This window comes from Stappia albiluteola, assembly GCF_014050225.1.
Taxonomy (GTDB): Bacteria; Pseudomonadota; Alphaproteobacteria; order Rhizobiales; family Stappiaceae; genus Hongsoonwoonella; species Hongsoonwoonella albiluteola.
Map to the genome: position 1 here is coordinate 204,577 of NZ_JACFXV010000043.1, position 14,839 is coordinate 219,415.

Annotated in this window: 11 protein-coding genes; 7 read left to right on the plus strand and 4 right to left on the minus strand. The window is 65.0% G+C overall.

What is annotated here, in order from left to right; genetic code table 11:
- Positions 1-181: 181 nt before the first annotated feature.
- The 6 genes from bamA to lpxB all read left to right on the plus strand — a co-directional run bounded on the left by bamA (position 182) and on the right by lpxB (position 7,192).
- On the plus strand, positions 182-2,566 hold the full coding sequence (bamA, locus tag H2509_RS05260; protein ID WP_182163009.1) for an outer membrane protein assembly factor BamA: 2,385 nt from the start codon (positions 182-184) through the stop codon (positions 2,564-2,566).
- Between the two features lie 174 nt (positions 2,567-2,740).
- The gene (lpxD, locus tag H2509_RS05265) at positions 2,741-3,787 is read left to right on the plus strand and encodes a UDP-3-O-(3-hydroxymyristoyl)glucosamine N-acyltransferase (protein ID WP_182163011.1); all 1,047 of its coding nucleotides are present in this window, start codon (positions 2,741-2,743) and stop codon (positions 3,785-3,787) included.
- 47 nt (positions 3,788-3,834) lie between these two features.
- Positions 3,835-4,299 carry a 3-hydroxyacyl-ACP dehydratase FabZ gene (gene fabZ, locus H2509_RS05270; RefSeq protein ID WP_182163013.1) on the plus strand — a complete coding sequence of 155 codons (465 nt, stop codon included), beginning with the start codon at positions 3,835-3,837 and terminating at the stop codon, positions 4,297-4,299.
- Positions 4,300-4,310: 11 nt separating this feature from the next.
- Positions 4,311-5,114, plus strand: a complete 804-nt coding sequence (gene lpxA, locus H2509_RS05275) for an acyl-ACP--UDP-N-acetylglucosamine O-acyltransferase (RefSeq protein ID WP_182163015.1) — start codon at positions 4,311-4,313, stop codon at positions 5,112-5,114.
- A gap of 13 nt (positions 5,115-5,127) precedes the next feature.
- Positions 5,128-6,000, plus strand: a complete 873-nt coding sequence (locus tag H2509_RS05280; protein WP_182163017.1) for an LpxI family protein — start codon at positions 5,128-5,130, stop codon at positions 5,998-6,000.
- Complete coding sequence (gene lpxB, locus H2509_RS05285; protein WP_182163020.1) at positions 5,990-7,192, plus strand: lipid-A-disaccharide synthase; 1,203 nt, start codon at positions 5,990-5,992, stop codon at positions 7,190-7,192. Before H2509_RS05280 ends, lpxB begins: the two co-directional genes overlap by 11 nt.
- Positions 7,193-7,265: 73 nt before the next feature.
- Here lpxB and gltA read toward each other — a convergent pair whose 3' ends face one another.
- Positions 7,266-8,558, minus strand: coding sequence for a citrate synthase (gene gltA, locus H2509_RS05290; protein WP_182163022.1), 1,293 nt, complete (start codon positions 8,556-8,558; stop codon positions 7,266-7,268).
- 253 nt (positions 8,559-8,811) lie between these two features.
- Positions 8,812-10,236: a glutamate--tRNA ligase gene (gene gltX / locus H2509_RS05295; protein WP_182163024.1), complete on the minus strand. Its 1,425-nt coding sequence runs from the start codon at positions 10,234-10,236 to the stop codon at positions 8,812-8,814.
- 118 nt (positions 10,237-10,354) lie between these two features.
- On the opposite strand from gltX, the gene H2509_RS05300 reads away from it, so the two are divergent.
- A complete protein-coding gene (locus H2509_RS05300) occupies positions 10,355-12,640 on the plus strand; it encodes a ComEC/Rec2 family competence protein (protein WP_182163026.1) in 2,286 nt (761 codons plus the stop codon).
- Here the strand turns inward: H2509_RS05300 and lexA are convergent.
- Both lexA and H2509_RS05310 read right to left on the minus strand, forming a co-directional pair.
- Positions 12,634-13,347 (minus strand): transcriptional repressor LexA, encoded by a 714-nt coding sequence (gene lexA / locus H2509_RS05305; RefSeq protein WP_182163028.1) that lies wholly within the window; start codon positions 13,345-13,347, stop codon positions 12,634-12,636. The genes H2509_RS05300 and lexA overlap by 7 nt on opposite strands.
- A gap of 268 nt (positions 13,348-13,615) precedes the next feature.
- Positions 13,616-14,830, minus strand: a complete 1,215-nt coding sequence (locus H2509_RS05310) for a molybdopterin molybdotransferase MoeA (protein ID WP_182163030.1) — start codon at positions 14,828-14,830, stop codon at positions 13,616-13,618.
- Positions 14,831-14,839: the final 9 nt, after the last annotated feature.

The following is a 14,839-nucleotide window of genomic DNA, read 5'->3' on the forward strand; positions in this document are numbered from 1 at the left end:
ACCTCGGCGTGATCGGAGGGCAACGCCCTGTCAGGAAATGGCAGGGCTCCCATCTGACCGGTTGCGTTGTTGCCAAAAGCCTGTAAAACGGCTGACGGTATTGAAGAATCTTCCGAAACTGCGTCCCGACGGGAGGCCGAGGCCGACCCCTGACGCGAAAAACAAAAGGCATAGCGTCTCTATGCAGCGTTTGCAGACTTTGACCCGTGCGATCATTGTGGCCGCAGCCTTTTTCGGCGCGGGAGCCGTCGCTCCCGCAGGCCTTCCGGTGATCGGCGTAGAGCGGGCTGAAGCCGCGGTTGCCAGCCGAATCGAGGTGCAGGGTACGACCCGCATCGAGAATTCGACGGTTGAAAGCTACCTGACGATCAGGCCCGGCCGGCAATACGGTCCGGCGGACATCGACGAATCGCTGAAGGCGTTGTTCGCCACCGGCCTGTTCGAGGACGTCTCGATCTCGCAGCAGGGCAGCACCCTGGTCGTGCGTGTGGTCGAAAATCCGATCGTCAATCGCATTTCGTTCGAAGGCAACAAGCGCATCTCCGACGAGGCGCTGCAGGGCGCGGTTCGCACGACCGAGCGCTCGGTGCTGACGCGCGCCAAGGTGCAGTCGGACGTCCAGAATATTCTCGAAGCCTACCGCCGCTCCGGCCGCTATCGCGCGTCCGTCGAGCCGAAGATCATTTCGCGCGATAACAACCGCGTGGACTTGGTCTTCGAGATCAATGAAGGCGACAAGACCGGCGTCGAGCGCATTACGTTCATCGGCAACAAGAATTTCAGCGACGGCCGTCTGCAGGACGTGATCCGCACCCGCGAGACGGGCCTGCTGGGATGGCTGCGCACGACCGACAGCTACGATCCGGACAGGCTGAACGCCGACCAGGAGCTGCTGCGCCAGTTCTACTACCGGCACGGCTACGCGGATTTCCGTATCGTTTCGGCCGTTGCCGATCTCGATCGCGAGGAGAACGTCTTCTACGTAACCTTCACGGTGGAAGAGGGCGAGCAGTACACCTTCGGTGAAATCGGCGTCGAGACGTCGCTTTCCGCCGTCGATCCCGAGGAACTGCGCCGCAAGATCCTGACCGATACCGGCGACACCTACGATTCGCTCGACGTCGAAAAGACGCTCGAGGCGATGACGCTCGAAGTGTCCCGTCAAGGCTACGCCTTCGCCGAGGTGCGCCCGCGCGCCAATCGCGATTATGAGAACCGCACGATCTCGATTACCTATTTCATCGAGGAAGGCCCGCGCGCCTACGTCGAGCGGATCAATATCCGCGGCAACGACCGGACGCGTGAGTATGTCATCCGCCGCGAGTTCGACCTCGCCGAGGGCGACGCCTTCAATCGTGTCCTGCTGGATCGCGCTGAGCGTCGCCTGCGGAACCTGCAGTTCTTCAAGGATGTGCGGATCACGACCGAGCGCGGCAGCGCGCCGGACCGGGTGATCATCAATGTGGACGTGACCGAACAGCCGACAGGTGAGGTGTCCTTCGGTGTCGGCTACTCGACGGCGGATGGCGTCATCGGCGACATTACGATCCAGGAGAAGAACTTCCTCGGTCGCGGCCAGTTCGTCCGCATCAAGGTCGGTGCCGGTGAAGACACCAACACCTATGAGTTCTCCTTCACCGAGCCTTATTTCCTCGGCCGGCGGATCTCGCTGTCGCTCGATGCGTACCAGCGCAGCTACGATGCGAACGACTTCCGCAACTACGATGAAGAGCAGACGGGTGGCGGCTTCTCCTTCGGCCTGCCGCTGATCGAGGACGACCTGCGTCTGAACCTCTTCTACAACATCTCGAACCGTGATGTTTCGCTCGACAATGCGACGCTGACCGACACGAGCATTTCGGCGGCTATCCGCGCCGGTCTCGGCGAGACGCTGACTTCGGCGCCGGGCTACTCGCTCGTCTACAATACGCTCGACAACAACTTCAATCCGCGCGAGGGCTTCTACGCCAAGTTCGACCAGCAGTTTGCCGGTCTCGGCGGCGACAGCCAGTATATCCGCACGACCTTCGATGCGCGCGCCTATCGGGAGCTTTATCCGGATTGGGACCTGACCGGTATCGTCCGCGTGGGCGGTGGTCACATCTTCAGCATCGGCAATGACCTGCGGGTACAGGACCAGTTCCAGCTTCGCAGCGACTGGCTGCGCGGATTCCAGCCCCAGGGTATCGGTCCGCGCGACCGGCTGACCGACGATGCGCTCGGTGGACGCCTCTACACCTACGCCTCGGCCGAAGCCCGCTTCCCCTTCCCCTATATCCCGAAGGAACTGGGCCTGACGGGCGCCGTCTTCACCGATATCGGATCGCTGTGGGACGTCGAGCCGGCAATCGAGGATTGCGTCGTTACCCCAGCGACCTGCGGCGTGCCGGGGCTGGCGGGCGATACGGTAGCTTCCAATGGCTTCGATCCGCGCGGCTCCGTGGGCGTGGGTATCCAGTGGGTGTCGCCCTTCGGCCCGATCCGCGCCGACTTTGCCTGGGCCTACCTCAAGGAAAACGTCGACAAGACCGAGGTCTTCCGTCTGAGCGGCGGTACCCGGTTCTGATCGAAGCGGGACAGGCAATCCTGATGACCGGCCGCCCCTCGGGCGGCCGGTTCCATTTCAGGCGGGGGAAATCGGGCAATCCGTTGTTCAATCGCCTGGGATAAGCGGAATACCGGCAGAATTCTTCGTTAAGGCCTTTCTTCTGCCGACCGCATGAACTAGTGAAGTATCCTCATGAGCGACCCGGTTTTCTTCCCGCCTTTCCGCCCCCTGACAGTCGATGACATTGCTGCCCATGTCGGCGGTTCTCTGCCGCGCGGCGGTGGCGATGCGATGGTTTCCGGCGTGGGACCTCTGGACGAGGCAAGGCCCGGCCAGTTGGTCTTCCTCGACAATCCGCAATATGTGGCAAGCCTTGCGGAGACGGAGGCGACGGCTTGTCTCGTGGCTGAGAAATTCGCGGCGAAGGTGCCCGAACATGTGGTGCCGATCGTCGTGCGCGAACCCTATCGCGCCTGGGGGCAGATCCTTTCGAAGCTTTATCCGGATGCGGTCCGGCCCGTTGGCGCGACGCGGGAGGCCGGGATTTCTCCGCAGGCGCGTATCGCGGCCACCGCGAGGTTGGAAGACGGTGTGAGTGTCGAGGCCGGCGCTGTCGTCGGCGAGGGCGCGGAGATCGGCTCGGGCACGCGGATCGCGGCCAATGCAGTGATTGCTGCGGGCGTGCGGATTGGCCGCGACTGCGATATCGGCGCCAATGTCTCGATCCAGTATGCGATGATCGGTAACCGGGTGATCCTGCATCCCGGCGTCTGCGTGGGGCAGGACGGTTTCGGTTTTGCCATGGGCGCGGGCGGCCACCTGAAAGTGCCGCAGATCGGGCGGGTGATCATCCAGGACGACGTGGAGATCGGCGCCAGCACGACGGTTGACCGCGGCGCCAATCGCGACACGATCATCGGCGAGGGAACCAAGATCGACAACCAGGTGCAGGTCGGGCACAACGTGGTGATCGGCCGTCATTGCGTGATCGTCGCCCAGGTGGGTATTTCCGGCAGCGCAACGCTGCAGGACTATGTCGCCATCGGCGGCCAGTCGGGTGTTCGGGGCCATGTGACCGTCGGCATGGGCGCGCAGATCGCGGCCGTCAGCGTTGTGGAAAGCGACGTTCCGCCAGGCGCGCGCTATGGCGGCGTGCCGGCCAAGCCCGTGAAGCAATGGTTCCGCGAATTGGCCGTACTGCGCAAACTGGCGGAAAAGCGGTCGTCATCCACCGATTGACGGCATAAGGGGCGGGGCCCTTGGGTGCGGAAGCTTGAGGGAAGGACATGCAGGAAGAAGAGACGAAGGTGCTGGAAAGCGCCGATATCATGCGGGTGCTGGAGCTACTGCCGCATCGCTATCCGTTCCTGATGGTGGACCGGATCATCGACATGCGTGGCGACGAGTTCGGGATCGGCATCAAGAACGTGACGGCCAACGAGCCGCAATTCATGGGGCACTTTCCCAACCAGCCGGTGATGCCTGGCGTGCTGATGATCGAGGGCATGGCCCAGACGGCAGGTGCGCTGTGCGTCGCTGCGCGCGGCAAGGACAATCCGCCCAAGCTCGTTTATTTCATGACCATCGACCGGGCGAAGTTCCGCAAGCCGGTGATGCCGGGCGACCGGGTGGAGTATCACGTCACCAAGATCCGCAACCGTGGAAATATCTGGAAGTATGACGCGGTGGCCCTGGTGGACGGCACCAAGGTCTGCGAGGCCGAAATCAGCGCCATGCTGGTGGACGATTGAGACAGGACGAAATGGCGAGCATTCATCCATCTGCCATTGTCGAGGACGGCGCGGTGCTGGGCGCGGACGTGGCAATCGGCCCGTTCTGCCATGTCGGCGCGCAAGCGGTGCTCGGTGACGGCGTGGAGCTGAAATCCCATGCGGTGGTTGCCGGCGCGACGACGATCGGCGCCGGCACGGTGATCTTTCCCTTCGCCTCCGTCGGCCATCAGGCGCAGGACCTGAAATACCGGGGCGAGCAAGCGACGGTGTCGATCGGCTCGTCCTGCATCATCCGCGAGGGCGTAACGATCAATGCGGGCACGCAAGGCGGCGGCGGCAAGACGGTGATCGGCGACCGCTGCGCCTTTCTCGCCAATTCCCATGTCGGGCACGATTCCATTCTCGGCAACGACATCATCCTGTCCAACAACGTGATGATCGCCGGCCATGTGACGGTGCAGGATCACGTCATCTTCGGCGGCGGTTCGGCGGTGATCCAGTTCACCCGCGTCGGCGCGCATGCCTTTGTCGGCGGGCTGGCGGGACTTGAAAACGACCTCATTCCCTTCGGCATGGTGACCGGCAACCGCGCGCGCCTTGGCGGACTGAACCTCGTCGGGCTGAAGCGGCGCGGTTTCCCGCGAGAACAGATCCACGCGCTGCGCGGCGCCTATCGCGCACTCTTCGAGAGCGAGGAGGGCACACTGCGCCAGCGGGCAGAGGACGCGCGCAAGGCCTATCCGCAGGAGCCTCTGGTCCAGCAGCTGACCGATTTCATCCTGGTGGAAGAGGACCGGCGCTTCTGCACGCCGAAATACGGCCTCGACCAGTGAAGGCCTGCCGGCGATGACCGCGCTTGCATCGAGCAATGACGCGCCTGTCGCAGTAATCTGCGGCGGCGGCACGCTGCCCGCCGAAGTGGTAGAGGCGGCGCGCGCGACCGGGCGCGAGGTGCTGGCCATCGCGATCAAGGGCGAAGCGGCGGCTGCGCTGGAGCGCTTTGAGCCGATCTCGCTTGGCTGGGGCCAGATCGGCAAGCTCTTCGACACGATGAAGAAGGCGGGCTGCCACGACGTGGTGCTGATCGGTGGCGTCACCAGGCGGCCGGATTTCCGCTCGGTTGCGGGCGATCTTGGCACGCTGCGCCGCCTGCCGCGCATCATCGCGGCGCTGACGGGTGGTGACGACAGCCTGCTTGTCAAGGTAATCGGTATATTCGAGGACGAGGGTTTTCGCGTCATCGGCGCGCATGAGATCGCACCCAGCCTGCTTGCCGGGCCGGGCGCGATTGTCGGGCCGGAACCGGCCGGCGAGGCGGTTGCCGACATGCAGCTTGCCCGTCAGGCGGTGGAAGCCCTCGGGCGTCTCGATATCGGCCAGGCGGCGGTGGCGCTCGGCGGCCGGGTGATCGCGGTCGAGGGCGCGGAAGGCACGGACGCAATGCTGGAGCGGTGTGCGGAGCTGCGCCGGATTGGCCGCGTCAACGCCAAGGGACGGATCGGTGTGCTCGTCAAGCGCGCCAAGCCGGGGCAGGACCTGCGCGCCGACCTGCCGACCATAGGGCCGAAGACGATTGAAGCGGCCGCGCAGGCCGGCTTGGCCGGCATTGCCCTTGAAGCCGGCCGTGTCTTCATCGCCGAGCGCGACGCGACGCTTGCGGCTGCCCGGGACAAGGGCCTTTTCCTCCATGGCTTCAAGGGAGAACTGGATGGAGCCTGAGGCCGGCAGGAGCAAGGCTTTGCGGGTTTTCCTGGTCGTCGGCGAGGAGTCTGGCGACCAACTCGGTGCGCGGCTGATGCAGAGCCTCAAGCGCCAGCACAGTGGGGCCGTGATCTTCTCGGGCGTTGGCGGCGAGCGCATGGCGCGGGAAGGTCTCGATACGATCTTTCCGCTCGCCGACATCGCCGTCATGGGGCTGACCGCCGTGCTACAGCGGCTCCCGGCGATCATCCGCCGCGTGCATCAAAGCGTCGATGCGGTGATCGCAGCCGATCCGGATGTGCTGGTCATCATCGACAGCCCGGATTTCACGCATAACGTCGCCAAGCGGGTGAGAAAACGGGCGCCCCATATTCCGATCGTCGACTACGTGTCGCCATCGGTCTGGGCCTGGCGGCCCGGGCGGGCGCGCAAGATGGCGGCCTATGTCGACCATCTGCTGGCAATCCTGCCTTTTGAACCGGAGGTGCACAAAAGGCTTGGCGGCCCGCCGACGACCTATGTCGGGCATCCGCTTTTCGAGCGGATCGACGAGTTGCGACCGACGGCGGGCGAACGCCCCGACATCTCCGGGGCCGGGGAACCGCTGCTCCTGATCCTGCCCGGCAGCCGTGGCAGCGAAGTCGGCAGGCTGCTGGCGCCTTTCGGCGAGGCGCTGGCGTTGATTGCGGAGAAGAAAGCGGGGCTGCGCGTGGCGCTGCCCGCCGTGCCTCATCTGGCCGACGAGATCCGGCGACGGGTCGCCTCCTGGCCGGTCAGGCCGGAGATCGTGCTGGGCGAGGCGGAGAAATTCGCGCTGTTCAGAAAGGCACATGCGGCGCTTGCTGCATCGGGCACGGTGTCGCTGGAGCTTGCGATCGCGGGCGTGCCGATGGCGGTCGCCTACAAGCTCGACTGGTTCTACCGACGGGTGAAGGACGCCAACCGCTTCCTGAATTTTGCCGGAGTGGACAGCATGGTGCTGCCAAACATCATTCTTGATGAGAAGGTGGTGCCTGAGTTCCTTGACGACGATGCGTCACCTCGGGCGCTGGCTGACAAAGTGCTTGAACTCCTCGCCGATACCGACACCCGCCGCCGACAGGTGGAAGCCTTTTCGAAGCTTGAGGACATCATGCGGCTGGACGACGGTGACAGCCAGTCCGGCAAGGCAGCGCGGATCGTCACCGAGTTGGCTCGCAAGATACGCTGAAACAGGACGCAATCAGTCAAGGAAAAGGGGCGCCGGTTGGGCGCCCCTTCGCGTTTCGATGGCTTGGAAGCGATCAGCGGCGCTGGCTGATCGGCACGTAGTCGCGCGGCGCATAGCCCGTGTAGAGCTGGCGCGGGCGGCCAATCTTCTGCGAGGGATCTTCCACCATCTCCTTCCACTGCGCAATCCAGCCCACGGTGCGGGCCAGCGCGAAGAGCACCGTGAACATCGTGGTCGGGAAGCCGAGCGCACGAAGCGTGATGCCCGAATAGAAGTCGATGTTGGGATAGAGCTTCTTCTCGATGAAGTACTCGTCGTTGAGCGCGATCTTTTCGAGCTCGATGGCCACGTCGAGAAGCGGATCGTCCCGGATGCCAAGCTCGGCCAGCACTTCGTGCGTGGTCTTCTGCATGATGCGGGCGCGCGGGTCGTAGTTCTTGTAGACCCGGTGACCGAAGCCCATCAGGCGGAACGGATCGTTCTTGTCCTTGGCGCGCTTGATGAATTCCGGGATGCGGTCGACGCTGCCGATTTCCGCCAGCATGTTGAGCGCAGCCTCGTTGGCGCCGCCATGGGCAGGGCCCCAGAGGCAGGCGATACCGGCGGCGATGCAGGCGAACGGGTTGGCGCCCGACGAGCCGGCAAGGCGGACGGTGGAGGTCGAAGCGTTCTGCTCGTGATCCGCGTGCAGGATGAAGATGCGGTCCATGGCACGGGCCAAAACCGGATTGACCTTGTATTCCTCACACGGCACGGCAAAGCACATGTGCAGGAAGTTCGACGCGTAGTCGAGGTCGTTGCGCGGGTAAATGAACGGCTGGCCGACATGGTACTTGTAGGCCATGGCCGCGATCGTCGGCATCTTGGCGATCATGCGCAGGCTGGCGACCATGCGCTGGTGCGGGTCGGAGATGTCGGTCGAGTCGTGGTAGAAGGCCGACAGCGCGCCGACGGTGCCGACCATGATCGCCATCGGATGGGCGTCGCGGCGGAAGCCGGTGAAGAAGCGCGACATCTGCTCGTGGATCATCGTGTGATAGGTCACACGCTGCACGAAATCGTCCTTCTGCGCCTTGGTCGGCAGTTCGCCGTAAAGCAGCAGGTAGCAGGCTTCCAGGAAGTCGCCCTGGTTTGCGAGCTGCTCGATCGGATAGCCGCGATAAAGCAGGGTGCCTTCGTCGCCGTCGATATAGGTGATCTTGGATTCGCAGGACGCGGTGGACGTGAAACCCGGATCATAGGTGAAATGACCGGTATTCTTGTAGAGAGCAGCGATGTCGATGACGCTCGGGCCGACGGAGCCGGGGCTGACCTCAAGGTCCCAGGACTCGTCGCCGATCGTCAGCTTCGCGGAATTGTTGCTCATTCAGATACCCCCTTTGGAGAATGTGGCCTGCCGCCAGCGGCGCTCGAGCCGCGCCCTGGTTACGGCGCGGCTTCCTGCCCAGCCTCTGGCGGCGGCGGGAGGAACGATCGCGATTTGGGTATCCCATTTACAGGCCGCCCGCAAGCGCACGACCCTAGCGCTTTGGTCACATAGTGCAGTGCGGAATGCCACTGCCCGATATTTGATCAACCGGGAGAGATCATGCCCTAAAGTCAGCGGAAATCACAGGCCCTCAGGCCGCCTGATCGGCGATGCGGGCCAGCGATTCTTCCCGTCCCAGTACGGCCAGCACGTCGAAGATGCCGGGCGAGGTCGCGCGACCGGTCAGGGCGGCGCGAAGCGGCTGGGCCACCTTGCCGAGCTTGAGACCTTCGGCCTCGGCAAAGGCGCGCACCGCCTCCTCGGTCGAGGTCACGCTCCAGTCCGGCAGGGCGGCGAAAGCGGCGTGAAGCCGGCCAAGCACGCCGCGTGCGTCCGCGTCGAGGATCTTGGCCGCCTTTTCATCGACAGGCAGCGGGCGTTCGACCCAAAGATATTGAGCGCTGTCAAGGAGTTCAACCAGCGTCTTCGCGCGCTCCTTGAGGCCGGGGAGGGCGAAGAGGAACTTCGCCTCATTGCCATCCCGACCAAGCCATTCCAGGACCTTCGGCCCGCCGTCGACATGCGGCAGGAAGATGCGGAAAGCGGCCAGCAGCTCATCGTCCGGGGTGGAGCGCATGTAATGGCCGTTGATGTTTTCCAGCTTCTGGAAGTCCATCCGCGAGGGCGACTTGCCGATGGCGGAGATGTCGAACCACTCGATCAGCTGCTCGGTGGAGAAGATTTCCTCGTCGCCGTGGCTCCAGCCGAGCCGGGCGAGATAGTTGCGCATTGCGGCCGGGAGATAGCCTAGCGCGCGATAGGCCTCCGCGCCGAGCGCGCCGTGGCGCTTGGACAGCTTGGCTCCATCCGGTCCATGAATGAGCGGTATATGCGCCATGACCGGTACATCCCAGTCCATCGCCTGGTAGATCAGCGTCTGGCGCGCGGCATTGGTCAGGTGGTCGTCGCCGCGAATGATATGGGTGACGCCCATGTCGTGATCGTCGACGACGACCGCGAGCATGTAGGTGGGTGTGCCGTCGGAGCGCAGCAGCACCAGATCGTCGAGATCCTTGTTCGGGAACGCGATGCGGCCCTGCACCTTGTCGTCGACGATGGTCTCGCCCTCGAGCGGCGCCTTGAGGCGGATCACCGGCTTGACGCCGGCGGGCGCCTCGGACGGGTCGCGGTCGCGCCAGCGGCCGTCATAGCGCGGCGGGCGGCCTTCGGCACGCGCCTTTTCCCGCATTTCGTCAAGCTCTTCCGGAGTGGCATAGCAGTAATAGGCGCGGCCGTTCGCCACCATGCTTTCAGCGACCTCGCGGTGACGGGGAGCGCGGGCGAATTGCGAGATCGGCTCGCCGTCCCAGTCGAGCCCGAGCCAGGCGAGCCCGTCCAGCAGGGCGTCCACGGCCGCCTGGGTGGAGCGCTCGCGGTCCGTATCCTCGATCCTCAACAGCATCTTGCCGCCGCGCCCCCTGGCATAGAGCCAGTTGAACAGCGCGGTGCGGGCGCCGCCGATGTGCAGATAGCCGGTCGGCGACGGAGCGAAGCGGGTAATCACGGTCTCGGACATCGGATGCCGGTCTTTCTTATTCGCGGAAACAGATGGGATATCTCTCGATTGGCGGCTCATGTAGCATAAGCGCCGGGGCAGCCCAAGGCCGCAGATATCGACGCCTTGGGAAAGGGGAGTGAGAGCCGCGACGGGGCAGGCGGAAGGGCTTTCGGAGAAGGAAGGGCTCGGCGAGCGACGCTTTCCGGGCCGCTGGTGGCTGCCTGAGCCGAAAGGCTCGGAACCGCCCGCACATGGTACGCGCCAATCCCGCCTAGACAGGCTGGCCGCCTATTTCCACGCGCTTCCCAGGGCATTTCAGGCGGATATCGATCGCGGTCGCCTGATCGTCTGGGCCTCGCTCGCTTATTGCTGCGGGATAGCGCTCTATTTCCGGCTCGATTTCGAGCCCTCGCTGCCGGCGATTTCGGTGGCGGTTCTCGCTCTCGCTCCGGTCAGCTACATGACGCATCGCGGGGGGCGGAGTGCGACGATGTCGCTGCTGGCGCTCTCCCTTGCCTCCGGTCTCTTCGCCGCGACGCTGCGAACGGAGCATGTCGCGGCTCCCATGATTGAGCGGCCGCGTTCGGTGACGGTGACGGGGTTCGTGGAAAGCGTTCAGCCGACGAAGTCGGGACAACGCCTTCAGATCCTCGTCTCTCGGATCGAAGGGCTTCGGCAGGAAAATCTTCCCGATCGCGTACGGATAAGCATACGCGGCACGGAGAGCGTTCCGAAGGTGGCGGAGGCCGTGAGCCTGCGTGCGCGGGTCGCCCCGCCACCGGGCCCGGTGATCCCGGGCGGCTACGACTATGCGTTTCGGATGTATTTCGAGGGTGTGGGGGCGACGGGTTATGCCTTCGGCCGGCCGCAGCCGGCTTCCATCGGCGTTGCTCCCCTGCGATTGCGGCTGATGGGAGCGCTGGAGCGCTTCAGGCACGGGATTGCCGAGAGGATCCGCGCGCGCCTGGGCGATGGACCGGCAGGCGCGCTTGCCGTTGCCTTGCTGATCGGCGACCGCTCCGGCCTCGACGAGCAGACGGTGGATGCGCTGCGCGAAGCAGGTCTGGCGCATGTCCTGGCGATCTCCGGCTTGCATATGGCGCTGTTCGCCGGCGCGGTCTTTGCCGGATTGCGCGCAGCACTGGCGCTGTTTCCGCCCCTGGCACTGAAATATCCGATCGACAAATGGGCAGCGGGTGCCGCACTGGCCGCCGCAACCTTCTATCTCGTGATATCCGGCGCCTCGATTGCCACGCAGCGGGCCTATGTGATGATCGCGCTGGTACTCGTCGGCAGGTTGCTCGGACGCCGGGCGCTGACCTTTCGAAGCGTGGCGCTGGCGGCCCTCGCCATCCTGATCCTGACGCCCGAAGCGCTGGTGGAGCCCGGCTTTCAGATGTCGTTTGCCGCCGTCATCGTGCTGATCGCCGCCTATGAGGAGGTGACGCGGCGGCGCGCCGGACGCGAGGAGCCGGTGGGGATGCCGCCGGGCCTTGCGCTTCGTTTCCTGAAGGCCATTTTCGGCGGGTTTGCCGCACTGGCCCTGACGTCGATCGTTGCGGGCACGGCGACCGGGCTGATCGGCGCCTATCACTTCCAGCGGGTGGCGCCGCTCGGCTTTCTGGTCAATGTGCTCGCCATGCCGCTTGTCACGCTGGTGGTGATGCCCTTCGGCGTGCTCTCCATCGCGCTGATGCCCCTTGGGCTCGAAGGGCCGGCGCTGGCGGTGATGGGCGAGGGGCTGGACCTGATGGTCGCCATCTCCCAGAAGGCGGGCGACTTCACGCCTGGCGATGGCCTGGTCGGAGCGCAATCCGCTGCCGGTGTGCTGGCCGCCGTCGTCGCGGGCCTTGCCCTTTGCCTGTTCCCGGTCGGCTATCGGCGGCTGTCGGTCATTCCCTTCCTCGCCGCTGCCGTGCTGATGGCGGCCTTCCGTTCGCCCGACCTCTACATAGCCGCCGACGGATCAAGCCTGGCGTTCCGCGACGGTGCAGGGGAGTTGAAGGTGGCGGCAAGCAGGCTCAATTTCGAGGCCTCGACCTGGCTGCGGGCGGATGCGGTGCCGGAAAGGCAGCAGATCGACAGGCGGCTGGGCAGGGAAGACTGGAACTGCGACCGGTTGGGCTGTGTCGGGAGGGCCCATGGCGAAGTTGGCGCGGCAGCGGCCATGCCGATCACCGTCGCCCTGGTGCGAAGGCCCGCCGCACTGGAGGAAGATTGCCGGCGCGCCGACATGGTCGTCACGCACTTCGACGCTCCGCGCCCCTGCGGACGGCTCGCGGTCTTCGACAGGAGCGTCCTGAATGAGACGGGCGCCGTGTCATTAAAGCTCAGGCAGACGCCCGACGGAACGCTGGCCATCGCCGCAAGAGCGGTAGCCCGAAGTCCCGACCGGCCATGGGGCCGGATTCAGCCTCAATAACGGCGGAAGAGCGACACCAGCCGCCCCTGAATGCGCACGCGGCCGGGGCCGAAGATGCGGGTTTCATAGGCAGGATTGGCCGCCTCCAGGGCGATGGACGCCCCTTTCTTGCGCAGCCGCTTCAAGGTCGCCTCTTCGTCATCGACAAGGGCGACGACGATGTCGCCGCTGTCGGCGCTGTCGGACCGGCGGATGATTACCGTGTCGCCGTCGAGGATACCGGCCTCGATCATCGAATCGCCGCGCACCTCAAGGGCGAAATGCTCGCCGCCGCCGATGAGATCGGCGGGAATCGCCACCGAATGACTGTGCGTCTGGATCGCCTCAATCGGTACGCCGGCGGCAATGCGGCCCATGACGGGAATGGAAACCGTGCCGCGGCTCTCGTGTTCGTCCGCGATCGGGGCAGGCGCGGGAACCTTGCCGCGCGACCCCTCGATCACGGAGGGAGAAAAGCCCTGGGCGCGAGCGGCCCCGAGGCCGGGCACCACCGAATCGGGGAGCTTAAGAACCTCCAGCGCCCGCGCGCGATTCGGCAGGCGGCGGATGAACCCGCGCTCTTCCAGCGCGGTGATGAGCCGGTGAATGCCGGATTTCGAGCGCAGGTCGAGCGCCTCCTTCATTTCATCGAAAGAGGGTGGAACGCCAGCTTCCTTCAGACGCTCGTGGATGAACATCAGAAGCTCGTATTGCTTGCGCGTAAGCATCGGCGCCGTCCCCAACTGCGGCCAGGCCTGCCCCCGATCGGGTTCCATGCGCCTCAGACCGACATTCCCCAATACCCGACGTCGCCCGAAAGGCCTGCGCCGGCATGGCGACAAGCAGAGCCCCGTTTAGCCACCGCAACCATTTGCGCGGTACAACGGGCGCCTTACCTGGCCAATACTGCAGGCACAGGTTCGCGGCAACGTCATGGTACAAACCATGAACGTACCCTACCTGTTCCTAATGTGTTCTGCAAGGGTTAAGGTCTGGTTACGACAAGGAAAGCCGCAGAATCGGAACGTTCTCGCCGGGATTTAGAGCCGGTGCATGCGGTGGACGCACGATCAGGACGTCGGCATCGGCAAAGGTCGCCAGCATCGACGAATCCTGGCGGCTGTAAGGGACGACGACGAGTTCGCCCCTTTCGTCACGGGTGAGCCTTGCCCGCAGGTAATCCTCGCGCTGGTCGTTCTGGCCGACCGGGCCGCCCAGCCGGGCGGTTTCGGTATCGCGACGGGGCGCCTGCTGCCCGAGAAGGGCGCCGATGAGCGGCCTCAGGAACAGAAGCGAACAAACGAGGCTCGAAACCGGATTGCCGGGAAGGCCGAGCACTTTCATGCGGCCTATGCTGCCGGCCATCAACGGCTTGCCGGGGCGCATCGCAATACGCCAGAAGGCAAGAGACATGCCTTCGCCGCCAAGGGCGTCCTGCACGAGATCGTGGTCGCCTACCGACGCGCCGCCGAGCGTGACGAGAATGTCGGCATCGGATTCGCGGGCAAGGGCGATCTTTTCGGCAAGCGAAGCATGGGTATCGCGGGCGATGCCAAGGTCGATCGGCTCACCGCCGCAATCGCGGACGAGCGCGGCGACACCGAAGCTGTTCGAGGCGATGATCTGGTCCGGGCCGGGCTCTTCGCCGGGCAGAACCAGCTCGTCGCCGGTCGCAAGGATCGCCACGCGCGGCCTGCGGATCACGGAAAGGCTCGCATGGTTCATGGCGGCCGCCAGCGCCACCTCGCGATAGCCAAGCAACCGGCCGGCAGGAATCAACTCGTCGCCCTGCCGAAAGTCGAGGCCGGCGGGGCGCACGAAGCGGCCCAACGGCTCGGACTGGAGCGCGGTTACCGTGTCGCCGTTTCGGCGCGCGTTTTCCTGGATCAGGATCGTGTCGGCGCCTTCGGGAACCGGCGCGCCGGTGAAGATCCGGACCGCCTGGCCGGGACCGACCGTTCCGCCGAAGCCATGGCCGGCAGGGGCCTCGCCGATGACCTTCAGGTCCGCGGGCGTGCCGGCGATATCCGCCGCGCGAACCGCATAGCCGTCCATGGCCGAGGCCGGGAAGGGAGGCTGGGTGCGCCGGGCGGCAAGAGGCAGGGCCAGGACGCGGCGATTGCCTTCGGCAAGCGGAACGGTTTCGGCCTGAAGCGGCGAAACGCCGTCCAGCAGTCGGCTCAGGGCTTCATCGACGGAGATCAGCGACATTCAGGCCCC

What these genes read in the sequence shown, in the direction of transcription:
- bamA (WP_182163009.1), top strand. Translation starts at nt 182, where the DNA reads ATGCAGCGTTTGCAGACTTTGACCCGTGCGATCATTGTGGCCGCAGCC.
- lpxD (WP_182163011.1), top strand. Translation starts at nt 2,741, where the DNA reads ATGAGCGACCCGGTTTTCTTCCCGCCTTTCCGCCCCCTGACAGTCGAT.
- fabZ (WP_182163013.1), top strand. Translation starts at nt 3,835, where the DNA reads ATGCAGGAAGAAGAGACGAAGGTGCTGGAAAGCGCCGATATCATGCGG.
- lpxA (WP_182163015.1), top strand. Translation starts at nt 4,311, where the DNA reads ATGGCGAGCATTCATCCATCTGCCATTGTCGAGGACGGCGCGGTGCTG.
- H2509_RS05280 (WP_182163017.1), top strand. Translation starts at nt 5,128, where the DNA reads ATGACCGCGCTTGCATCGAGCAATGACGCGCCTGTCGCAGTAATCTGC.
- lpxB (WP_182163020.1), top strand. Translation starts at nt 5,990, where the DNA reads ATGGAGCCTGAGGCCGGCAGGAGCAAGGCTTTGCGGGTTTTCCTGGTC.
- gltA (WP_182163022.1), bottom strand. Translation starts at nt 8,558, where the DNA reads ATGAGCAACAATTCCGCGAAGCTGACGATCGGCGACGAGTCCTGGGAC.
- gltX (WP_182163024.1), bottom strand. Translation starts at nt 10,236, where the DNA reads ATGTCCGAGACCGTGATTACCCGCTTCGCTCCGTCGCCGACCGGCTAT.
- lexA (WP_182163028.1), bottom strand. Translation starts at nt 13,347, where the DNA reads ATGCTTACGCGCAAGCAATACGAGCTTCTGATGTTCATCCACGAGCGT.
- H2509_RS05310 (WP_182163030.1), bottom strand. Translation starts at nt 14,830, where the DNA reads ATGTCGCTGATCTCCGTCGATGAAGCCCTGAGCCGACTGCTGGACGGC.